Source organism: Flavobacterium sp. (genome assembly GCF_004295795.1).
Taxonomy (GTDB): domain Bacteria; phylum Bacteroidota; class Bacteroidia; order Flavobacteriales; family Flavobacteriaceae; genus Flavobacterium.
In genome coordinates this window covers 23087-43934 of record NZ_SEBR01000033.1, presented here as the reverse complement: position 1 = coordinate 43934, position 20848 = coordinate 23087, and the positions used below count along the sequence as shown (strand labels likewise).

The 20848-nt window shown below is 47.3% G+C and carries 18 protein-coding genes and 1 tRNA gene; 13 read left to right on the top strand and 6 right to left on the bottom strand.

Annotated elements, in window-relative coordinates:
- Positions 1-712 precede the first annotated feature (712 nt).
- From EOO49_RS18230 to EOO49_RS18220, 3 genes are all read right to left on the bottom strand, one after another.
- Positions 713-1555, bottom strand: coding sequence for a DUF4476 domain-containing protein (locus tag EOO49_RS18230; RefSeq protein WP_290848340.1), 843 nt, complete (start codon positions 1553-1555; stop codon positions 713-715).
- A 253-nt stretch (positions 1556-1808) separates the two neighbouring features.
- On the bottom strand, positions 1809-2330 hold the full coding sequence (locus EOO49_RS18225) for an STM3941 family protein (protein WP_290848338.1): 522 nt from the start codon (positions 2328-2330) through the stop codon (positions 1809-1811).
- Between the two features lie 156 nt (positions 2331-2486).
- Positions 2487-2939, bottom strand: a complete 453-nt coding sequence (locus EOO49_RS18220) for a retropepsin-like aspartic protease (protein ID WP_290848336.1) — start codon at positions 2937-2939, stop codon at positions 2487-2489.
- Between the two features lie 153 nt (positions 2940-3092).
- Between EOO49_RS18220 and EOO49_RS18215 the strand changes: the two genes are divergently transcribed.
- The 4 genes from EOO49_RS18215 (at position 3093) to EOO49_RS18200 (ending at position 6220) form a co-directional block, all read left to right on the top strand.
- Positions 3093-3863 (top strand): TatD family hydrolase, encoded by a 771-nt coding sequence (locus EOO49_RS18215; protein ID WP_290848334.1) that lies wholly within the window; start codon positions 3093-3095, stop codon positions 3861-3863.
- A gap of 58 nt (positions 3864-3921) precedes the next feature.
- Positions 3922-5058: a 1-acyl-sn-glycerol-3-phosphate acyltransferase gene (locus EOO49_RS18210; RefSeq protein ID WP_290848332.1), complete on the top strand. Its 1137-nt coding sequence runs from the start codon at positions 3922-3924 to the stop codon at positions 5056-5058.
- Positions 5048-6076: an asparaginase gene (locus tag EOO49_RS18205; RefSeq protein WP_290848330.1), complete on the top strand. Its 1029-nt coding sequence runs from the start codon at positions 5048-5050 to the stop codon at positions 6074-6076. The genes EOO49_RS18210 and EOO49_RS18205 overlap by 11 nt, the downstream gene beginning before the upstream one ends.
- Positions 6077-6133: 57 nt before the next feature.
- Positions 6134-6220: transfer RNA gene (locus EOO49_RS18200), tRNA-Ser, on the top strand.
- Positions 6221-6585: 365 nt separating this feature from the next.
- Here the strand turns inward: EOO49_RS18200 and EOO49_RS18195 are convergent.
- The gene (locus EOO49_RS18195; RefSeq protein WP_290848328.1) at positions 6586-7434 is read right to left on the bottom strand and encodes a hypothetical protein; all 849 of its coding nucleotides are present in this window, start codon (positions 7432-7434) and stop codon (positions 6586-6588) included.
- 182 nt (positions 7435-7616) lie between these two features.
- Here EOO49_RS18195 and EOO49_RS18190 point away from each other — a divergent pair, with 182 nt between their 5' ends.
- From EOO49_RS18190 to EOO49_RS18160, 7 genes are all read left to right on the top strand, one after another.
- Positions 7617-8636, top strand: a complete 1020-nt coding sequence (locus EOO49_RS18190) for an LLM class flavin-dependent oxidoreductase (RefSeq protein WP_290848326.1) — start codon at positions 7617-7619, stop codon at positions 8634-8636.
- A 1386-nt stretch (positions 8637-10022) separates the two neighbouring features.
- Positions 10023-11696: a circadian clock protein KaiC gene (gene kaiC / locus EOO49_RS18185; RefSeq protein WP_290848324.1), complete on the top strand. Its 1674-nt coding sequence runs from the start codon at positions 10023-10025 to the stop codon at positions 11694-11696.
- Positions 11693-11983 carry a circadian clock KaiB family protein gene (locus tag EOO49_RS18180; protein WP_290848322.1) on the top strand — a complete coding sequence of 97 codons (291 nt, stop codon included), beginning with the start codon at positions 11693-11695 and terminating at the stop codon, positions 11981-11983. The genes kaiC and EOO49_RS18180 overlap by 4 nt, the downstream gene beginning before the upstream one ends.
- Positions 11984-12042: 59 nt before the next feature.
- The gene (locus EOO49_RS18175; protein ID WP_290848320.1) at positions 12043-12288 is read left to right on the top strand and encodes a circadian clock KaiB family protein; all 246 of its coding nucleotides are present in this window, start codon (positions 12043-12045) and stop codon (positions 12286-12288) included.
- The gene (locus EOO49_RS18170; RefSeq protein ID WP_290848318.1) at positions 12288-13538 is read left to right on the top strand and encodes an ATP-binding protein; all 1251 of its coding nucleotides are present in this window, start codon (positions 12288-12290) and stop codon (positions 13536-13538) included. The genes EOO49_RS18175 and EOO49_RS18170 overlap by 1 nt, the downstream gene beginning before the upstream one ends.
- Positions 13535-13936: a response regulator gene (locus EOO49_RS18165; RefSeq protein ID WP_290848316.1), complete on the top strand. Its 402-nt coding sequence runs from the start codon at positions 13535-13537 to the stop codon at positions 13934-13936. The genes EOO49_RS18170 and EOO49_RS18165 overlap by 4 nt, the downstream gene beginning before the upstream one ends.
- A 33-nt stretch (positions 13937-13969) precedes the next feature.
- Complete coding sequence (locus tag EOO49_RS18160; protein WP_290848314.1) at positions 13970-14554, top strand: hypothetical protein; 585 nt, start codon at positions 13970-13972, stop codon at positions 14552-14554.
- 15 nt (positions 14555-14569) lie between these two features.
- Here EOO49_RS18160 and EOO49_RS18155 read toward each other — a convergent pair whose 3' ends face one another.
- Positions 14570-17359: a PAS domain-containing protein gene (locus tag EOO49_RS18155; protein WP_290848312.1), complete on the bottom strand. Its 2790-nt coding sequence runs from the start codon at positions 17357-17359 to the stop codon at positions 14570-14572.
- Between the two features lie 171 nt (positions 17360-17530).
- On the opposite strand from EOO49_RS18155, the gene EOO49_RS18150 reads away from it, so the two are divergent.
- Together EOO49_RS18150 and EOO49_RS18145 are read left to right on the top strand one after the other, a co-directional pair.
- Positions 17531-17812: a hypothetical protein gene (locus EOO49_RS18150; protein WP_290848310.1), complete on the top strand. Its 282-nt coding sequence runs from the start codon at positions 17531-17533 to the stop codon at positions 17810-17812.
- A gap of 1 nt (position 17813) precedes the next feature.
- A complete protein-coding gene (locus EOO49_RS18145; RefSeq protein ID WP_290848308.1) occupies positions 17814-18482 on the top strand; it encodes a hypothetical protein in 669 nt (222 codons plus the stop codon).
- Positions 18483-18549: 67 nt separating this feature from the next.
- On the opposite strand, the gene bglX is transcribed toward EOO49_RS18145, so the two are convergent.
- A complete protein-coding gene (gene bglX / locus EOO49_RS18140; protein ID WP_290848307.1) occupies positions 18550-20775 on the bottom strand; it encodes a beta-glucosidase BglX in 2226 nt (741 codons plus the stop codon).
- Between the last annotated feature and the right edge of the window lie 73 nt (positions 20776-20848).

Genomic DNA, 20848 nt, shown 5'->3' with positions numbered 1-20848 from the left:
TCTAAAACCCGTGCTCTTAAACGTCTAAAAAGCCACTCGAAACCCTTGGGAAGCCGTATTTTCCTAAGACCTAACAAATCTCGGAGATTTGTTAGGTCTGGCCGAAGTTCGGGGAAAAATCCGGGATTCAATTAACAGATTTTCTGTAGAAAATGTTAAGGTTTTTGAACAGAATGGTTGTTTAGGGCAAAACGTAAAAACCTGAGATTCTCGATCAATGCCAACCGATTGTTTCCGTCAAAGACACACCTGTTTTTCGCCACGGAGCCGTTTTTAGCGCAGCGAAGCAAGCTAAAAAGCAAATAGACACTTCCAATTAGTACGCGGCCTAAGCACAAACCGCGGGCACCTGACGTCTTGAAATTTGGGAAAAAAGAGGCGTCAACGGTACAGTGCATTGTTCGCCTCTTTTCCAAATTTCAAGGCTGTCAGGTCGCGTTTTTGGTTCAGCCGCAAGGCCTTTTTGCTACTTTTGCGGCCAGGCAAAAGTAGTCCCGCGGAAGGCGACGAAAGAAATTCAAAGCAAGCGACGGCGCAGCCGGCGAAAACCCCAAACGAGCGAAGCTCGTTCTATGCGGCTTGAGAGTAAAAAGCTTCCGTTACAAAGGAATTTGTATGATAGAAAGATTTTGCGGCTAAAAGAGATTAGCCGGAAAAAGCTAAAAAAAAAATCCCACTTAAAAAGCAGGATTTGAATCGTAAAGGAAAAACATCAACGTCTGGAAACAAACTCCGTCAACTCATCAGTACTTGAACTGTAAGTAAAAACATCGTTCACTTTATAGTAGTTGTTTGGATCGACGCAGAATCCGAAGGCGAATTTGGCCAAATCAAGACGGTTCGCTTCGAAGGTGAATTCCTGGCACATTTGCGCAACCTGAGCCGAACTCATGCAATTGTTGGCAATCATCTGTTTGGCGGTCTTGATACGCGTGTCCTCGAATTTTTGTTTGCGAAGACTTGCGATCATATCGCTTAGTTGACGCGGTGACATCGGATAACCTTCGAAACAGCCGCGGCTTGGTCGTGGACGTCTGTCGTCGCTGCCCGAAACGGTTGTCGTAGTCGTCGTGCTTGTGCTTTGGCTCATGCTCATTTCGGGATCTTGGATCGAAATGTTCACGTTCATTCCCGGCATGTTTGCGTTCATCGAGATGCCGCCAGCCGGTTGTCCGTTCGTTACCGTCGTGGTTTGGGTGACGGTTTGTGAAACGCGTGGTTGTGGTTGTCCGTAGTGCATTACATAAAGGCTTGGCGGAGGCGTGAAATCAGGTTCGATTTCGGCCATGCTGAAAAAATTCATCTTCATTTTCTCCGGATTTTTCTTGTCGCGGCGAATCTTGTACGTCACGTCCATAAAATGATCGTCGACATCGGTCAGGCCAAGGTTGTTCGTAGAAATTTCCTTTTTGGTCTTGTCCTCGAAAAGGATTTTGCAGCTGTAATAAGGTTGTGGCAAATCTTCGACGCGAAGGTTGGTTTGCGGGACTTCGTTGATGCGTTCCCCGTTAAGGATTAGCGTAAACTTGTCGCCGTCTTCAGAAAAAATTGTCAAATGACCGCGATTTTGTGCGCTGGCAACGAGAACAAAAAGCAGTAAAAAAGCAGAGGTAATTCTCACTTTCATAAAATAGTGGTATTGGTTATGTTTGGCGTTTTTTGCAAAATGGATGCCAAGATTACTGAATTTCCTTCAGATTCTGTCACAAAAAAAATCCCGAAATTGAATTATTCGGGATTTGGTTTGATTTTCAGCTGTTTGATTGTTAGATTAAGACAAAATCAGCGAAATTATTCGGATGGAAATCTCAGTCCATATCGTTTGAAGTACCGATATCCGATAGGTTTTTTAGCGTCCGAAGTGCTTCGAGCGTTTGCCTCGGTTTCCCCTCGAGCGGCGACAGTGTTACGTTTACGACATAAGGTTTCGAAGTTTGTGGAGCTTTCGTGAACAGGCGTTTTTTGATTTTGCGTCCGATGTTTTCTCCCGAGAATGGCTTGAGTACGACTTCTGCGAAAATTTGTTTTCCGATGATGAATCCGGTCTGTTTCATTCGGATGCTTTCCACAGCCGACCACGAAATGGGTTCTGTTAGCACCATTCGGTCGAAAAATCCGTTTTCGTCGGCGATCAATTGCGGACGTCTGTCGAACAATTGGTACATTCCGACGAGCCAACTCAGGCTGAAGAAAATCACATTGATCCATCCGACAAAAGATCTCGAACTGTTTTCGAGAAGGATGAAAACGCCCATCGCGACAAGTGCCGAAGAAGTCAGCACCAAGCTCAAGGCTTTCCAGATCGATTTTTTAATTGAAAGATTTTGCATTTTATGGAGGTATTGATTTTCGGATCATCAGATCTTCGGAAGAACCGGATGTCGCGAAAGTAAAGTGGAAATTCTGAATTCCAAAACGTCAAATCTGAAGTGTTCCGACAGTCAGGAAACCTTTATCTGAAGGAAAAATGTCCGAAAATTTGCCAATCAAATGATAGCAGCCTTTTTCAGGTACAAATACCGCGTATCGTAGTCAATGATCGCCTTTCCGTGAATCAAGACGTCGGCACCGATGATGCCTTGGACGCGCTTGGCCTTGTGCTGTTCGAGCGCCATATTCACGTGCGACAAATCGAAAACCACGAGGTTGAAATCGTCATAGCTCCAACGTCCTATCTTGAGCAGATTGCGGTGAGCCGATTTCGTGAACATGTCGATCGCGCCCGCACCGGCGGCTTTTGTTTTCGAGAATTCGGTGGTGAGTTTGAACAGGTCGGCTTCCTCAAAACCTACGCAACTGTTCGACGCGCCCGTGTCGAGGATAAAATCGCCCTTTACGCCATTTATCGAGGCCGACATCAGCAAATGGTTCGTCTTTGAAATCTTGAATTTGATCTTTTGGTAATCGCTATTGATAAGAATGGCGTCGAGGTTTTCCATGGCGGTCGAGTGAAAACCAAAAATAGCGGTTTCCCGAGTATTGATTCGCCAAAATCGTCTTAATGAATTTTCGGATTCGTTAAATTTTGGTTGTAGCTGTCGTTCGCAAAAACGCGAATTGGAAAAACTGCCACCGCGCCTTACCTTCGCCAAATGATTTTGACCGACACCCATTCCCACATTTACTCCGAAGAATTTTCCCAGGACAGAAACGAAATGATGCAACGCGCCTTCAACGCCGGCGTGACCCGAATCTTCGTGCCTTCGATCGATTCGACTTACACCAAAAAGATGTACGAAATGGAGAAACAGTATCCCGGAAACGTGTTTTTGATGATTGGATTGCATCCGGTTTACGTCAAGCCCGACACTTGGGAAAAAGAACTCGATTTCGTCGAGACCGAATTGTCGAAACGCAAGTTCTGCGCCGTGGGAGAAATTGGAATCGACCTTTATTGGGACAAGACGACTTTGGCGATCCAACAGCAAGCTTTCCGCAGGCAAATCCATCTGGCGAAAAAATACAAGATTGCAATCAACATTCATGGACGCGAATCCTTCGACGAGATTTTCGAGATTTTATCCGATGAAACAGCCGATGATCTATTTGGGATTTTCCACTGTTTCACCGGATCGCAAGAGCAAGCACAAATCGCGATTTCGCTCGGGATGAAACTCGGGATCGGCGGTGTTTCGACTTTTAAGAACGGCAAGATAGACCAATTCCTGTCGGAGATTCCGCTTGAGCATATCGTGCTTGAAACCGATTCGCCTTATCTGGCTCCGATGCCATTCCGCGGCAAGCGAAACGAAAGCGCCTACATCGTGAATATTGCCCAAAAGCTGTCTGAAATCTATGATTTACCGCTTTCTGAAATCGCCAAAATCACAACCGAAAATTCAAAAAAGGTGTACGGCATTTAAGTAAAAGCTAACAAAACTCTCGATTAATTTTCGTTTTTTTGCAGCTAAACAACTGCCAATGTCAAAATTCGATGCTATCCGGCCATTTTACGATGCCGAAGTGAACGCCGCGCTGAAATCGGTCGCAAACCATCCGATGATGAAGGCGTTGATGAATTTTACATTTCCCGATCAACCCGACGAAACCTGGCTTTCCCAATTCGAACACACGCACTCGATACGCGATTTTCAATGCAATTTCGTCTATCATTCGATCCAGCAGGTTTTGACCAGAAGTTCTGAAGGCATCACGACTTCGGGCTTCGAAAAACTCGAGCAAAACACGGCTTATCTGTTCATTTCGAACCACCGCGACATCATTCTCGACACGTCTTTATTGAATTGCGCGTTATTCGAGCACGGACTCGTCATGACGGCTTCGGCCATCGGTGACAACCTCGTGCAAAAGCAATTCCTGCACGTGCTTTCGCGTTTGAACCGAAACTTTCTGGTGCAGCGAAACCTTCCGCCCAGGGAACTTTTGCAGGCTTCGAAAAACATGTCCGAATACATCGCCAGATTGCTTCGCCGCGAAAATCGTTCGGTGTGGATTGCCCAACGTGAAGGCCGAACCAAAGACGGAAACGACCAGACGCAACAAGGCGTCCTGAAAATGCTTGCGATGGGTTCGAACGAGGAAAATCTGATGGATTATTTCAAGAAGGTCAAGATCGTTCCGGTCTCGATCTCTTACGAATACGATCCGACCGACGCCCTGAAAATGCCGCGATTGCTTGCCGAGGCTAACAATGAAAAATATATCAAGGAGAAAAACGAGGATTTCCTGACGCTTTTGTCCGGAATCATGGGTCAGAAGAAACGCATCCACATGCACGTTGGCGATGTTTTGTCTGGGGAAATCGATCAGATAAAATCCGAATTCGAAAACTCCCAAAAACAAGTTCAGGCGCTCACGCAAGCGCTTGACGAGGCGATCATTTCGGGCTATAAACTTTGGCCGACGAATTTTATCGCCTACGATTTGTTGCATAAAACCGACACTTACTCCGACAGATATACCGAAAAGGAAAAGGAATTGTTCGAGAGACGTCTTGAGATCAAGATCGACGAGGACAATCCGGTGCTTTTCGAAGGGTTTTTGGCGATGTACGCCAATCCCGTGGTCAACAAATTGAAATATGCCGATGTCGTCTAGACCCAAAATCCTGTTGATTTACACCGGCGGAACGATCGGAATGGTCAAGGATTTCAGGACTGGCGCGCTCAAGGCGTTCAACTTCTCGAAACTTTTACAGAAAATCCCAGAGCTAAAACAGCTCGACTGCGAGATAGAAACGATTTCGTTCGCAAAACCGATCGATTCCTCGAACATGAATCCCGACAAGTGGATCCAATTGGTCGACATCGTCGAAAAACACTACGAATCTTGCGACGGCTTCGTGATCCTGCACGGATCTGACACGATGAGTTACTCGGCATCGGCTTTGAGTTTTATGCTTGAACACCTCGACAAGCCAGTCGTTTTCACAGGATCGCAACTACCAATCGGCGACTTGAGAACCGACGCCAAGGAAAACCTGATCACGGCCATCCAGATCGCGTCTTTGCGGGACAAGAACAAGCCGATAATCTCCGAAGTCTGCCTGTACTTCGAATACAAACTTTACCGCGGCAACCGCACGACCAAGATCAATGCCGAACACTTCAATGCGTTTGCTTCCCCGAATTACCCGCCGCTGGCAGAATCGGGCGTGCATCTGAAAATCAATACCGAATCGGCCTTCCTCAAAAACGGAAACAAAAAGCTAGTCATTCACCGCGAAATGAACGACGATGTGGTTGTTCTCAAGATGTTTCCGGGAATCAGTTCCGATGTGCTTTCGGCCATCCTTAGCATCCAAAACCTCAAAGGCCTGGTACTTGAAACATACGGATCGGGGAATGCGCCAACCGAAAAATGGTTCGTCTCGGCACTCGAAAAAGCCATAAAGAAAGGACTTCACATCGTAAACGTGACTCAATGTTCGGGCGGAAGCGTGAGCATGGGACAATATGAAACCAGCACGCAACTCAAGAAAATAGGAGTGATCTCGGGAAAAGACCTCACAACCGAAGCGGCAATCACGAAATTGATGTACCTGCTCGGCGAAAAAGTCGCGCCAAGCGTTTTCCGAACCGTTTTCGAGACTTCTTTGCGAGGAGAAATGTCCTAATCCAGTTTTTAATTTCCCGCAACCGAAAAAAATGTGTTTCTTTGCAACCGCAAATTTAGAGAGGTGTCCGAGTGGTTGAAGGAGCAAGCCTGGAAAGTTTGTATGTGGGTAACTGCATCGTGGGTTCGAATCCCATCCTCTCTGCAAACAACTTGCGCTTCCCTTTTGGGAAGCGCATTTTTTGTTTTGGAGAAATTGGAAAAGCTTTTCGCTTTTCTCAATTTTTCTGAAATAAAAAATTGACGCCGCTTTTTCAGCGGCGCAAGTTGTTTGGCGGATTCCCTCTTAGGGATCACCGGAGGTAATCCCATCCTCTCTGCTAGGAAAATACGCATCGTGAAAAGAAACGCATTTCCTCGACGGACACCCACATAAGGGATCACCGCAGGTAATCCCATCCTCTCCGCAAACAACTTGCGCATCCCAGCACAGCGTAGAGACACTAAGTGTACGTCAAGTCAAGGCGATAGCGGAAATTTCCTCAAAAAAAGCCTAGATCACTGAAACTATCACTCAATCAGCTTCTCCTCAAAAATCAAAATCCGAAGCGGCGGACTCAAATTGATGCGCATGGCAAGCGTTTCAGCCTCGACTTTTGAAAACCGCGCGCTGATATCGACTTTTCCGCCTTCGATGCGTCCGGAAACCATCGGGCAATAGATCACTTCGTCCCCAAGCAGCATCGAAATGGCGCGGCCGGAATTTTTTTCGGTGAGATCGGCGAACGTTTTCGCATGCGCTTTGGTGAATTCCAGCGTGGTGTTGTAGGAGCTTCCATAAATTGATTCGGCAGCGCCGGCCTTCCTGATCATCGTTATGTCGACAGGCGGTTTTTCGGCTTTCCGCAAGGCATAAATGGAAACGGAGAAATTGTCAGGATCAGGTTTTCCACAATAAAAAGCCAAGTCCTTCGGCAGTTTTTTCTTTGTTTCTTCGGAATTCAGATAGTTCAGAACGCCATTGCTATTCGCTGCAGCACAAGTTCCGATGCAGGCCAAAACGTTTGTCTGCCGATCGATCACACCCAAAACAGCTTGCTCCTTGAGCGCATCCAAATACCGCCAAGCGTCTTCCGCATCATAAGTCTCATACATCGCAAAAACCTCAGAACGAAAAGCCTTGCGAAAAGATTGGGACGGATCGCACGCCAACTTAACGGTAATCACATCTTGGGAAAGCGTCACTTCATTTTTGACGTGCGCACCCTCAAGTCGCAGCCGCAACCGTTCCACCGTAAGTTCTTTTTCGGCTGTAGAAGCCTTATCGTTCTCAAACTGCGCCTTGATCTGCACGCACATCTTTTGGGAAGACGAACTGCAGGAGACGAACAACAAAAGCAAAAAGTAAGATAGTTTCAAGTGCGAATTTGGGTTTTTAGGTTGGCGAATGTAACGAATAAAACAGATTTTGGCATCGGTTTTTGTCGATGTCGGTCACTTCAGATCCACATTTATTCGTAAGATATCCGAAAAACCAAACCAAGCTATCCCCAAAGAAAGCCACTACCCGAAACACCCAAAAAAAGCCGTAATTTTAGACTATGAAAAGCATAGGATTTTTATCGTTCGGACATTGGGCAAATCATCCCGCCTACAAAGCCCGGACCGCATCAGACACGCTACTCCAATCGATAGATCTGGCCGTAGCAGCCGAAGAACTCGGCCTGGACGGCGCCTATTTCAGAGTACACCATTTCGCGGCACAACTCGCCTCGCCCTTTCCACTTTTGTCGGCCATCGGCGCCAAGACATCGAAAATCGAAATCGGCACGGGCGTGATCGACATGCGGTACGAAAACCCGATGTACATGGTAGAAGACGCCGGAGCTGCCGATCTGATTTCAGGAGGAAGATTACAACTCGGAATAAGCCGGGGTTCGCCCGAACAAGTAATCGACGGATGGCGCTATTTCGGACACGAGCCAAAACAAGGCGAGGACGATGCCGAAATGGGACGCCGTAAAGCACTCGAATTTCTCGACAAACTAAATGGTGTGGGCTTTGCCGAACCCAATCCTTATCCGATGTTCCCGAATCCGCCGGGATTGCTGCGTCTGGAACCGCATTCCCAAGGACTGCGCGAACGCATCTGGTGGGGCGCGGCCTCGAACGCCACGGCAATTTGGGCCGCCGAGAACGGAATGCATTTACAGAGTTCAACGCTCAAATACGACGAAAACGGAAAGCCGTTCCACATACAGCAAGCCGAGCAGATCAGGCTTTATAAGGAAACCTGGAAAAAAGCCGGACACACTCGCGAGCCAAGGGTTTCGGTAAGCCGATCGATTTTCGCGATCATGAACGACCAGGATCGCCTATACTTCGGACAATCCAAGAGCAGCCATTCCATCGGGATGATCGAGCCGGGCAAAAACGCCATTTTCGGCAAGAGCTACGCCGCGGAACCTGATGAACTTATCAAGCAATTGGCGCAGGACGAGGCGATTCGGGAAGCTGATACGTTGCTTTTGACGATTCCGAATACTTTGGGTGTGGAGTATAATGTGCATGTGCTTTCTTCTATTTTAGAGCATGTTGCTCCGGGACTGAACTGGCGTTAATTTTTTTTGGAGCTTTTTCCGGCTGACTGGCACTAGCTTTTTTGTAAAAACCGGTTTTTCTAGGGTTTAAAACGAGCTTCCTGCGGTCGCTGTTTTAAACTTAGAAAAATTCGGTTTTTTCTGCAAAAGGCTAGTTGCCCGCATCCGGGCTATGGATTGTAAAAAACTCGCGGAGCCTTTTTGGGTGCGAAAACCTCTTTGGGTCGCTCACACAGTTTTTCATTTCTGCGAATTTTCAAGACGTCAGGTGCCCGCCAAAACGCTAATGCCGCGACTAATGGAAAGTGTTTATTGACATTTTCCCTCCGCTATCGCTCTGGAAAAATGTGTCTCCGAACACCAAAATTCCTCAATCGCCAAAATCGTTTCCATAACGTCGCCGCCGGAAACTTATGGCGTTGAAAACTCGTGCTCCGAAACGTCCAAAAATATGTCAAAAATCTGTGGGAAGCCTTATTTTTCTAAGACCTAACAAATCTCGAAGATTTGTTAGGTCTGGCCGAAGTTCGGGGGAAAAACCGGGATTCGATTACAGATTTTCTGTAGAAAATGTTAAGGTTTTTGATCCGAATGGTTGCTTAGGACAAAACGTAAAAACCAAGATTGTCAATCAAAGCCAACCGATTATTTTCATCAAAGACATAGCTGTTTTTCGCGACAGAGACAACCGGAAGTTTTATCTTTAAAACCCGTGCTTCGAAATGTCGAAATCCATGGGAAGCCGCAGTTTTCTAAGACCTAACAAATCTCGAAGATTTGTTAGGTCTGGCCGAAGTTCGTGGAAAAAATCGGGAGTCGATTACAGATTTCCTGTAGAAAATGTTAAGGTTTTTGATCCTAATGATTGTTTCACGCCAACGTAAAGACCAAAGATTATCCATCAAAGCCGCCTCTTTTCCAAATTTCAAGGCTGTCAGGTCGCGTTTTTGGTTCGAGCCGCAAGGCCTTTTTGCTACTTTTGCGGCCAGGCAAAAGTAGTCCCGCGGAAGGCGACGAACTACAACATACGGCAGCGCAGCTGCCGCAAAGGCCAAAAAAAGCGCAGCTTTTTTATTTTACGCTTCGAGAGCGAGGTAATTTCCATAAACACAAAAAAGGAAAATTAAAAAAAAGGATCGTCTTACGACAATCCATAGCCCGGATAACGCAACTAGCCTTTCGCAGAAACAACCGAACTTTTCTTGGCTCGAAACAGCGACCGCAGGAAGCTCGTTGCAACCTCTAGAAAAACCGGTTTTTTAAAGAAAGCTAGTGCCAGGTTAGCCGGAAAAAGCTCAAAAAAAAACAAAAAGCCCATATAAAATTACATGTGAATGTGATAAACATCCTCAGCCTGAAAGGCAAAAAAAAGAATTACCTTGCTACGACGAACATTTACAGAAAAACGTGGCTCAAAAAAGCAAAAAGCAAGAAGAAAACCAGACGCTTCCAAAGGCGTTAAGCGGGATCGACGGACTCGATGAGATAACGAACGGCGGTTTGCCAAAAGGCCGTCCTACATTGGTATGTGGCGGCGCCGGATGCGGAAAAACGTTATTTGGGATGCAATTTATCATCAAAGGAATTACGGAACACGGCGAAAATGGCGTGTTCATGTCGTTTGAAGAACCAAGCAACGACTTGTCGCTCAACGTCCGCTCAATGGGTTTCGACCTCGAGGATCTCAAGAAACAAAAGAAACTTGTCGTAGATCACGTTCGCGTGGAGCGCTCGGAAATTGAGGAAGCCGGCGATTACGACCTTGACGGACTTTTCATCAGGTTAGGTCACGCGATCGATACGGTCGGGGCGAAAAGAGTTGTGCTCGACACGCTCGAATCGCTGTTTTCAGGTTTCAGCAACCAAGCAATCTTGCGCGCCGAATTGAGAAGATTGTTCCATTGGCTAAAAAACAAAGGCGTCACGGCAATCATCACGGGAGAAAGAGGAGAAGCGACGTTGACGCGCCAAGGCCTCGAAGAGTACGTATCCGATTGCGTCATCATTCTCGACCATCGCGTTATCGAACAGGTTTCGACGCGCCGATTAAGGATCGTCAAATACCGCGGATCGACTCACGGCACGAACGAATACCCGTTCCTGATAGACGAAGACGGGATTTCGGTGTTGCCGATCACGTCGTTGCAACTCAGCAACAGCGTTTCATCTGAAGTCGTTTCCACGGGCGTTCCGGGACTCGACGAAATGTTTGAACTTGGCGGATTCTACAAAGGAAGCAACACCTTGGTATCGGGAACGGCCGGGACCGCGAAAACCACGATCGCATCTTATTTCGCCGCGGCACAATGCTCGAAAGGCGAACGCGTTTTGTTTTTTGCGTTCGAGGAATCGCCACAACAGTTGATCCGAAATATGAGTTCCATCGGAATCGACCTCGAAAAATACGTCAGGAAAGGCTTGCTTGAAATCCATTCGTCACGACCGACGCTAAATGGTTTGGAACTACATTTGCTGACGCTCCAAAAGTTGATCAAGGAATTTGAACCGACGACCGTTGTGATCGATCCGATAAGTAATTTGATAAGCGTCGGAAGCGAACACGAAGTTCGTTCGATGCTCGTGCGTCTCATCGACATGCTCAAATTGCGCAACATCACGGTTCTTTTCACCTCGTTGAGCAAACCGACCGAACACATGCGACCTGATCTTGCCGAGGAATCGGTTTCATCGCTTGTCGATACTTGGATCACAGTTCGCGACATGGAAGGAATAGGAGAGAGAAACCGCGGCATCTACATCATAAAGTCGCGCGGAATGGGTCATTCCAACCAAGTCCGCGAGTTTGTCATCAACGGTAACGGCATCGAATTGCTCGATGTCGAAATCGGGCCGGAAGGCTTGCTGCTCGGAGCGGCGCGTCAAAATCACCGTGCGCAGCGAGAAGCTATGAGCGACGAACAAAGAAAATCCCAGGAGAAGAACGTGCGCGAACTCGAACGCAAACGACAGATTCTCGAGGCCGCAATCACGACTTTGAGAAGCGAATTCGCCTCTATAGAAGACAACTTATCCGCGCCGGCGCAACCTGAGAAGCAACAAAAATCCAAATCGAAGAAATGAAAAAGCAGGTAAAGGAATGGCAGTTGCTGTTATACATCGCCGGACAAACGCCGAAGTCGATCAAGGCTTTGAGCAACATAAAAAAATACGCCGAAGAACATTTGGCGGGCATTTACAGCATCGAGATCATCGATTTGCTGATTACGCCACAACTTGCCGAAGGTGACCAGATCGTCGCTGTGCCAACTTTGGTACGCAAATTTCCGGAGCCGATCCGCAAGATCATCGGCGATTTGTCTAACGAAGAACGCGTCTTAGTAGGACTAAACATCAAGCCGTTATCTTAGTTTCTGATTCCAATATCGACCACGAAAACGATTTTTCCAAGCAAGAGTTTGCGCTTTTCGTGTCGGGAATGTCGGTGAAATCTGTGGCTGCGATAGAGAATTTCCACGCGATAGGCGAAAAATACCTCAAGGGAAATTACGAGTTGAAGATCGTGGACGTAGGAGTCGAGCGCGAAAAAGCCATAGAATTTCAGATCGTGGCGATTCCGACGTTGATCCGGACGCATCCCATGCCATCCAAAACGATCGTAGGTGATTTGTCTGACGTTCAAAAAGTACTGAATTATCTAGGGATCGAAAGCTGATGGAGAAGGACGAAATCATAAGGAAGTTAGAGCGGGAAAACGAGGAACTTCGCGAGAAACTGTCCGAAAGTACAGCTATCGTCGATTCCATCAGAAGCGGCGCGGTCGATGCTTTGGTTGTGACCGATCCAGAAGGAAGACCACAGGTTTTCGCCATAGAAAGTGCCGATTACACTTATAGAATCCTGATCGAAAAATTTACCGAAGGCGCACTCAGCATCGCCAAAAACGGACTGATTCTGTACGCCAACAGTTATTTTGCGGCACTTGTCGGAAAAAACCAAACCGAGATTCCGGGAACGAACCTGCACGATTATTTCAAGGATGCATCCGATTTGGACAATTTGCTCACCGAATCCAAAGACGGACAAGCCAAGCGCGAATCGTTGCTGCAAACCGAGGAGCGAACTATTTCGGTAAACGTCGGTTTGACGGATCTGCATCCTACGGTTCCTGCAATCGGCGTCGTGATCACAGACTTGACCCAGGAAAAATTCCAGGAACGCGAACTGTTGAATTACCAGCAACAACTCAAGGACAATATCGCCGAACTTTACACGACGAACTCGAATCTCGAGCAAGTCATCCACGTGATTTCGCACGATCTCAAAGAACCGCTGCGCAAAATCCTCACGTATATTTCCCAACTCAACAACCACGGAAACGGCGGCTTGTCCGAAAAGGAAACCAATTGGCTCAACATCGTAAATGCATCGGCTTTTCGCCTGAATTCGCTTTTGGACGACGTCGTGAAATTCGCTTTCGTGAACGAGCATACAACTCCTGATTCGGTCGATTTGAATCTCGTCGTTCAGGAAGTTTTGGAAGATCTCGAGGTTTCGGTAGCCGAAAATAGTTTTACCGTCAATTTTCCGCAATTGCCGACCATAAAAAGTTCATACGTACAAATGCGGCAACTGTTTGCCAACATTTTCTCGAACGCGATGAAATACCGAAAGCAGGAAACGCCCAAAGTTGCGATCGAACTCGACGATTCCGACCTCGCAAAACCGTACTTTTCGATAACGATAATAGATAACGGGATTGGCATGAGAAGCGAAAACATCTCGCAGATATTCACGGTTTTCAAGCGATTGCACCACAAGAACGAATATTCCGGAAACGGAATCGGGTTGGCGATCTGCAAAAAAATCATGGACAACCACAGCGGCAGGATCGAAGCGAGCAGCGAATTGGGATTGGGAAGTTCGTTCAGCCTTTATTTTCCGAAGCACCTTATCGTAGAATGATTTCACAAAACCTGAGCATACTTATCGCCGAAGACGACGAGGACGATATGTTCATCATCGAGCGAAGTTTTTTGAATAATCCGAATTTTTCCAAAGTCAATCTTGTGAGAAACGGACAGGAAATGCTCGATTTTTTGCAAGAATCCGACGAACTTCCAGATGTGATCCTGACCGATATCAACATGCCGGTTCTCGACGGGATTTCGGCTATCGAAAAAATGTGCGAGGACGAGCGCTTGCAAGCCATTCCAACGTTTTTTTATTCGACCGCGATCAATCCGGCTTATCAGATCAAGTGCGAGAATTTGGGCACGAAAGGCTATTTGGTCAAACCGATGAAAATCGAGGATTTCGACCTGATCCCAATCCAGATTTTCAGCAAGATCAGCGAATCCTAAACGACCGATAGCTTCCAAAACAACTTTCAAACCGTGAAATCCGACAGCATAAAACCAATCAGAAAGCGTCCGAAAACCTTTTTTTGGGTCGCGATCGCCGTGCTTTTTATTTTGATCGTTTCGGTTGTGAACGCTTCGTTTTTCACGGCTAAAAAAGTTATCCGCGAAAGCGAGATCCATTTGGGGAACGATTTGCGCGAGCAACTCTTGCAGATTGAACTTTGGCGAAACGATTCGTCTGTCGTGCTTCGCAACGAAAGTCGCTTCGGCAGACATTTGGTTTTTGAATCGGCCGATGCGAAATACGAACTCAAAATCACTTTGAATGCGCGCGAAGTCGGAACGCAGCAATTCGAGATTTTAGGCAACGGACCAAAATTCATTTACGCGCATTTTGACGAGCGCAACTCATCTTATTCCGACTGTTTCGAGAAAGTCTACAGGGCGAAAATGCTCGAAAAAACAAATGGGAAAGCCTTAACCAAAGCCGAATTGCGAAAAATCGCGGTCGCGGTAAAACGCGGGATCACTTTGGAAGATTTGGCCAAAATTGGATATGACATAAACGCGGAAAATGTCGTGATGGAAATTCTTGACGAGCCTTTTCCGACACTCTGAATTGTCGCTAAAACACTACGGATTTTGGCTTTCCGGCAGGAAAATATGGAATGTTGAACCTTTCCCGATTTCCGATTCCGCAAAAAGACGCCCGTGGTGATTGGACACGATTTTCTTGCAAAGCGCCAACCCGATTCCAGATCCAGGATAAATTTCCTTTCCGTGAAGACGTTTGAATATTTCGAAAATCTGGTCTGAATATTCGGTTTCGAAGCCGATTCCGTTGTCTCGGAAAACAATGTGATGGTACGAGATCGCATCCAACGGAAAATCTACATATTGGCGCACCTGTTCGGCTGAAGCCAATTCAGAAATGATGCTGATGCGAGGTGCCACACCGACGGCCGTAAACTTAAGCGAGTTGCTGATGAGGTTGTAGAAAAGCTGGTTCATCTGCAATTTTACGGCTTGGACTTGCGGCAATTTTCCCAGTTCCAAAACCGCCGATTTTTCCTCGACGGCGAGTTCGAAATCAACCCAGACGTTGTTGATTATTTCGTCGAGATTTACAATGTTCACGGCTATTTCCGATTCCAACAGACGCGAGAACGCAAGCAAATCGTTTATCAATTGGCTCATGCGCTCGGCCGAGCTGCTGATGCGATCGATCGTAGGTTGCAAGTCTTTGAGGCCGGCGTCGGAGTTTTGCAATCGGCTGGTGAACATCCTGATTTTTCGCAGCGGTTCCTGAAGATCGTGGCTTGCGACATAAGCGTATCGCGCCAATTCTTCGTTCGAGCGCGTGAGCAATTCGTTCGATTTCCCGAGTTCGCCGTTCACCGATTTGAGCTCGTCCAAAGCGTTCCCGAGCGCAATCGTGCGTTTTTCGACCTCGTTCTCAAGCGCGGTCTGCAACTCTTTTTGTATCGTGATGTCTCGCGCGGTGCCGGAAATTCTCACGGGATTGCCGTGAATGTCGAATTGGGTTTGCCCGATCGCGTGTATGATTTGCGTCTTGCCCGTGATTTGGTTTACGATGCGATATTCGGCTTCGTAATAACCGCCTTGTTGTTGCGCTTTCACGAAAGCTCTTTCCACGCGAATCCGGTCTTCGTCTGCGATGACGTTGAAAGCTTCGGCCGTGCTGAGCAAGGTTTTGTCGAGTCCGAACATATCCGCGTGTCTTTGTGACAACGAGGTTTTTCCGCTTGCGATGTCGATTGTCCACGTGCCCAATTCGGCGATTTCGATGGCGTTCCGAAGTTCGTTCTCCTTTTGTTCGACGAGTTGGCGCGCCACGACTTGTTCGGTAACATCTGTCACAACCGCCATTACGCCCGATATTTTCCCGTCAGATTCGCGATACGGCTTGTAAGTGAAATTCACGAAACCTTCGAGCGGTTGTCCCGATTCGCTCACGATCTTGTAAGGACTTTCGTTCAGCGCGAAATCTTCTCCTGTCGACAACACTTTGAGCAATATTGGAAGGAAATATTCTTCGGCTCCGGGAATGACTTCGAACAACGGTTTGTGCAAAGTGTCCGCGACGCTGTGTCCGATGATCTTGCAATAAGCTTCGTTCACGATGGCAACGCGCATTTCCTCGCCCAAAAGCACAACCATGCCTACAGTCGCATCGCGAAGCAAATTCTGGAAACGGCTCTGGCTTTCGATCAATGCAAATTCGGCCAACTTGCTTTGCGTGATATCGGTGGCGTGAACGATTACGCCTTTTACCGAACCATCGTCGGCTTTGTGTGGCGTGTAAACGATGCTGAGCCAACGCGGTACACCCATTCGTGTCGGCGAATACATTTCGTATTGTTCGGAACTTCCGGCATAAGCGATATCGAGATGTGGACGGACTTTCGCATAAGCCGCATCACCTATGAAATCCTCGACCTTTCGACCCAAAGCTTCGGTTTCCCCAATCCCGAACCATTCCCTGAAAACGACATTGTAAGTCAGGTAGCGTCTTTCGGCATCGAGATAGAAGATCATCGCCGGAACCGTATCGCGCAAAATTTGCAGATGTGCCTCGCTGTCGGCAAGTGCTTTTTGGGCAGCGACTTGAGCCGTCACATCTATCGCAATGTCGAGAATCGCATAAATCTCGCCGTTTGAATCGTAAAGCGGCGTATACGAAATATTGTAATAGTTGTCGTTCAGAACGCCGTTTTGCGTGATCTTGACCAGTGAAGCCGGAGAAATGAACGGCACGCCGGTGGTGAAAACGTCGTCGAGAATCTTGAGATAGGCTTGGCCTTCGGTGACCAATTCGGGCATCGCTTCCCTTAGCGGAAGTCCGACGATGTTCGGGCCTTTTCCCACGATGTCGATAAAAGTCTGGTTCGGACTTTCGATGATGAGGTCGCGCCCCACGAAAAGCCCGATTCCGGCCGGAGCCGAGGCGATGATGCCGCGCAATTTCTGCTCGCTGTCTTCTACTTTGAGTCCGGCATTTTTGCGGTGCGTCACATCGGTGACAATGGCCAAAATCCCGTAAACATTGCCTTGAGCGTCAAGTTGCGGCTGATAAGTGTGGTCGACGTAAAGCGAATCGAGTTTGCCGTCCCGAAAAATATTGACTGGCAATTCGTGACCGATAAATGGTTTTCCGGTAGTCAAAACATCTGACAGAATCGACTCAAAACCTTGTCCTTCGAGTTCGGGAATGGCTTGCAGCAACGGTTTTCCCACAAGAGCATCGGCAGATCTTCCGGTCAACGTTGCATAGAACGCATTGACTTTCGAAAACGTGAATTCGGGTCCGGAAATCCAGGCGATTCCCACAGGCGCGTTCTCGAACGAATTCAACAGTTGTTCGTGAGCCGAAATTTCCGATGTATGGGTAGCGTTGTTCAATGCGTTTGTCTTGGAGGCTAAGGCTGTAAATTTATCGAAAATAATACCTAAAGTAGGCAATGTGTCGGCGAAAGCCAAAAAACTGTCGCGGCGGGAATTCCAAATTGGCGAAATGGCTGCCGAAACATTGTGCGCATTTGAGTAGCTTCGTAAAAACTTCACACATAAGCCATGACGGGAATAGATTTCGGAATCGGGACTTTGATCGCTTGCGCGTTATTGTCGGTCGTGTTCGTGCCGTTGGTCTCGGTGTTCGCGATTCGGCAGTTCGTTAAAATTACGAGACGGCAAATCCTGTTCGATGTGGCGGTTTTTCTGATTTTCGCGACCTTGACTTTTTCATTGATTCGGATATTTGGCGTGCCTATATTTGCGTTCTTTCTGGTTTACGCGATCGTTTTGCTGATTGTCGGTTTGCTTCGAAGACGATTTCAAACCGATAAATTGAGTTGAAATGAGAATTTGGTCGGCGGTTTTGGGATTGTTTTTTATCGGATGCGGAAGTCCGAACGAGAAAGTGAATTCTATCGAAAATAAATCGGAACCCAAAATCATCGACGCCGATTTCCCGTTGTTTCTCGACGCGATCGACTTTGGGAATCCGAAAAAAACAGTGGCAGTTTCCGACGGAATAAACGCCGAAATTTCGAAAACGGTTCGCGATTTCTACAATTCCGAAGGCGATTCCGAAATGCACGAAATGTTTCCGATAGAAAAATCCCATCTCGCGACAATTCGGTTGTCTGACAAAAAACAGACGCTCTACGTTTTAATGCTCAAAGGATTTCCCGTAAGCGAACTGATCTGCAAAATCCTGGTCTACGACAATGACTCGGAGCAGTTTTTGGGCAATCCGATCGACTTTAAGATTTATGCGTTGTACGACGATCTTAAAAACGGGAAATTGCAGCCTTCGAATCTGAAAACCCAATTCGGAATCAAAACGCCCGAAATCCAAAAAATCGATCTCGAAGGCGACGGCGTGTACGAGTTCAAATTCGCGAGATTATTCCACAACGGTACTTGCAACGCGATCGACACGCAAATCCTTAAAGTCGAGAACGGCGAGCTTCGGCTTTCACAAAGTTTACAATCGGGATTGGGGAAATATTCCGCGCAATAATTCGGGTTTGGGCATAAAAAAAGTGCAAACCGAAGCCTGCACTTTTTGGGGAAATATGAAATTGGAATTATGGCTGCAATTCGAATTCGCCTTTCAAACGAATGTCTTCAGACGACGAACCAATAATCAAATCGAACTCGCCGGCTTCTGATCCAAAACTCAAATCGTCGTGATAAAACGACAGTTTTTCATCGTCGATCGTGAACGTAATTGTCTTGCTTTCTCCGGCGTTCAGCTTGATTTTCTGGAAATCCTTGAGCTCTTTCACAGGACGCACGATCGAGGCAACCCTGTCTTTCAGATACAATTGCACGACTTCTTCGCCGGCAACTTTTCCTGTATTTTGGATCGTGACCGAAACTTCTAATTTGTCTGACTTTGCAATTTTTGCTTTGGACAATTTCAGGTCGGAATACTTGAAAGTCGTGTAACTCAAACCGTGTCCGAAGGCAAATTTTGGTGAATTCTGAAGATCGATGTAAGCCGAAACGTACATTTTGTCGTCTTCGTTCTTCGCCGGACGGCCTGTGCTCATGTGATTGTAATAAATCGGGATCTGGCCTTCGGTTCTTGGGAACGTCATCGGCAATTTTCCTGACGGATTGTAATCTCCGAACAAAACGTCGGCAATTGCGTTTCCGGCTTCCGAGCCAAGCCACCAAGTGTAGACGATCGTCGGCATGTTGTCGGCAGTCCAATTGAAAACCAACGGACGGCCGGCGTTGATCAAAACCACGATCGGCTTGCCCGTTTTTTGCAATTCCTTGATGAGATCTTCCTGAACGCCTGGCAAATTGATCGTGCTTCGGCTTTTGGCTTCACCGCTCATGTCGTGTCTTTCTCCAACGCTTAAAATCACCACATCGGCTTGATTGGCGACGTCAACCGCTTCTTTGAAACCTGATTTGTCCGGGCTTGTTACGCCACAACCTTTTGCATAAAGCAACTTGGTTTTTTTTCCAACTTTGTTTTGCAAACCTTCCCATTGGGAAACGATATAAGTCGAGTCGACGTCTTTGAGATCAACCGACCAAAAACCGTGGTTGATGCGTTTCGGCTTGACCATCGGCCCGATAAAAGCGATGGTTTTGGTTTCTTTGGACAACGGCAAAATGTTCTTGTCGTTCTTGAGAAGGACGATACTTTTTGCAGCGACTTCGCGGGCCGCTTTTGTATTTTCGGGATTGTTGAGTTCTTTTTGCTGACGCTTTTTGTCGCTGTAACGGTAAGGATCGTCGAAAAGCCCGAGTTCGTATTTCTTGCGAAGGATGCGTTTTACGGCGTCGTCGATCAGGCTTTCGGACACTTTTCCTTCCTTGACCAATTCAGCCAGGTTGTATCTATAGGAATTGCTTTCCATATCCATATCGCTTCCAGCCGTGATCGCTTGCAAAGCCGCTTCTTTCTTTTCTTTGCTGAAACCGTGGTTGACCATTTCGCCAATCGATCCCCAATCGGAAACTACAAAACCCTGAAAGTTCCATTTTCCTTTTAGAATGTCGCGTTGCAGGAATTTGTTGCCTGTTGCGGGAACGCCATTCAAGTCGTTGAACGAGTTCATGAACGTGGCCGCGCCCGCGTCGAGCGCCGCTTTGAATGGTGGCAGATAAGTTTCCCACATCGCTCTTTGGCTCATGTCGACCGAGTTGTAATCGCGTCCGCCGATAGCCGCTCCGTAACCCAAAAAGTGTTTCGCGCAAGCCATTACAGAAGTAACGTCGCCCAACTTATTGCCTTGGAAACCTTTGACTCTGGCGTATGCGATTTTCGATCCCAGGTAAGTGTCTTCTCCGGCGCCTTCCATCACGCGTCCCCAACGAGGATCGCGTCCTATGTCGACCATTGGCGCGAATGTCCAGTGAATTCCGCTTGCCGCAGCTTCACGTGCGGAAACGCGGGCCGAAAGTTCGATGGCTGCCAAATCCCACGAAGCAGCTTCTGCCAACGGAATCGGGAAAGTGGTTTTGTAGCCGTGTACAACGTCCAAACCAAAAAGCAATGGAATCTTGAGGCGCGATTGCATGGCCAATTCCTGATAACCGCGAGTGTATTCCGAACCCAACACATTGAGCATCGACCCGATCTTTCCGGCTTTGATTTCCTCTTTCTTGTTCGGATTCATCGTCAGCGGACCGGTCACGGCATGATCGCCCGTATATTGGTTCAACTGCCCGATTTTTTCCTCAAGCGTCATTTTGCCCAAAAGCTCGTTTACTTTCTGGTCAATGGTTTTTTGCTGCGAGATGCCAGAAAAGGCAACCATAAGAAGGAGCAGCGAAATGGGATGTTTCATTGTGCGGTTCAATTAATTCAATGCCCGAACACAAGCGCAATTGCGTTCGGGCACTTTTCTGATTTACAGATTC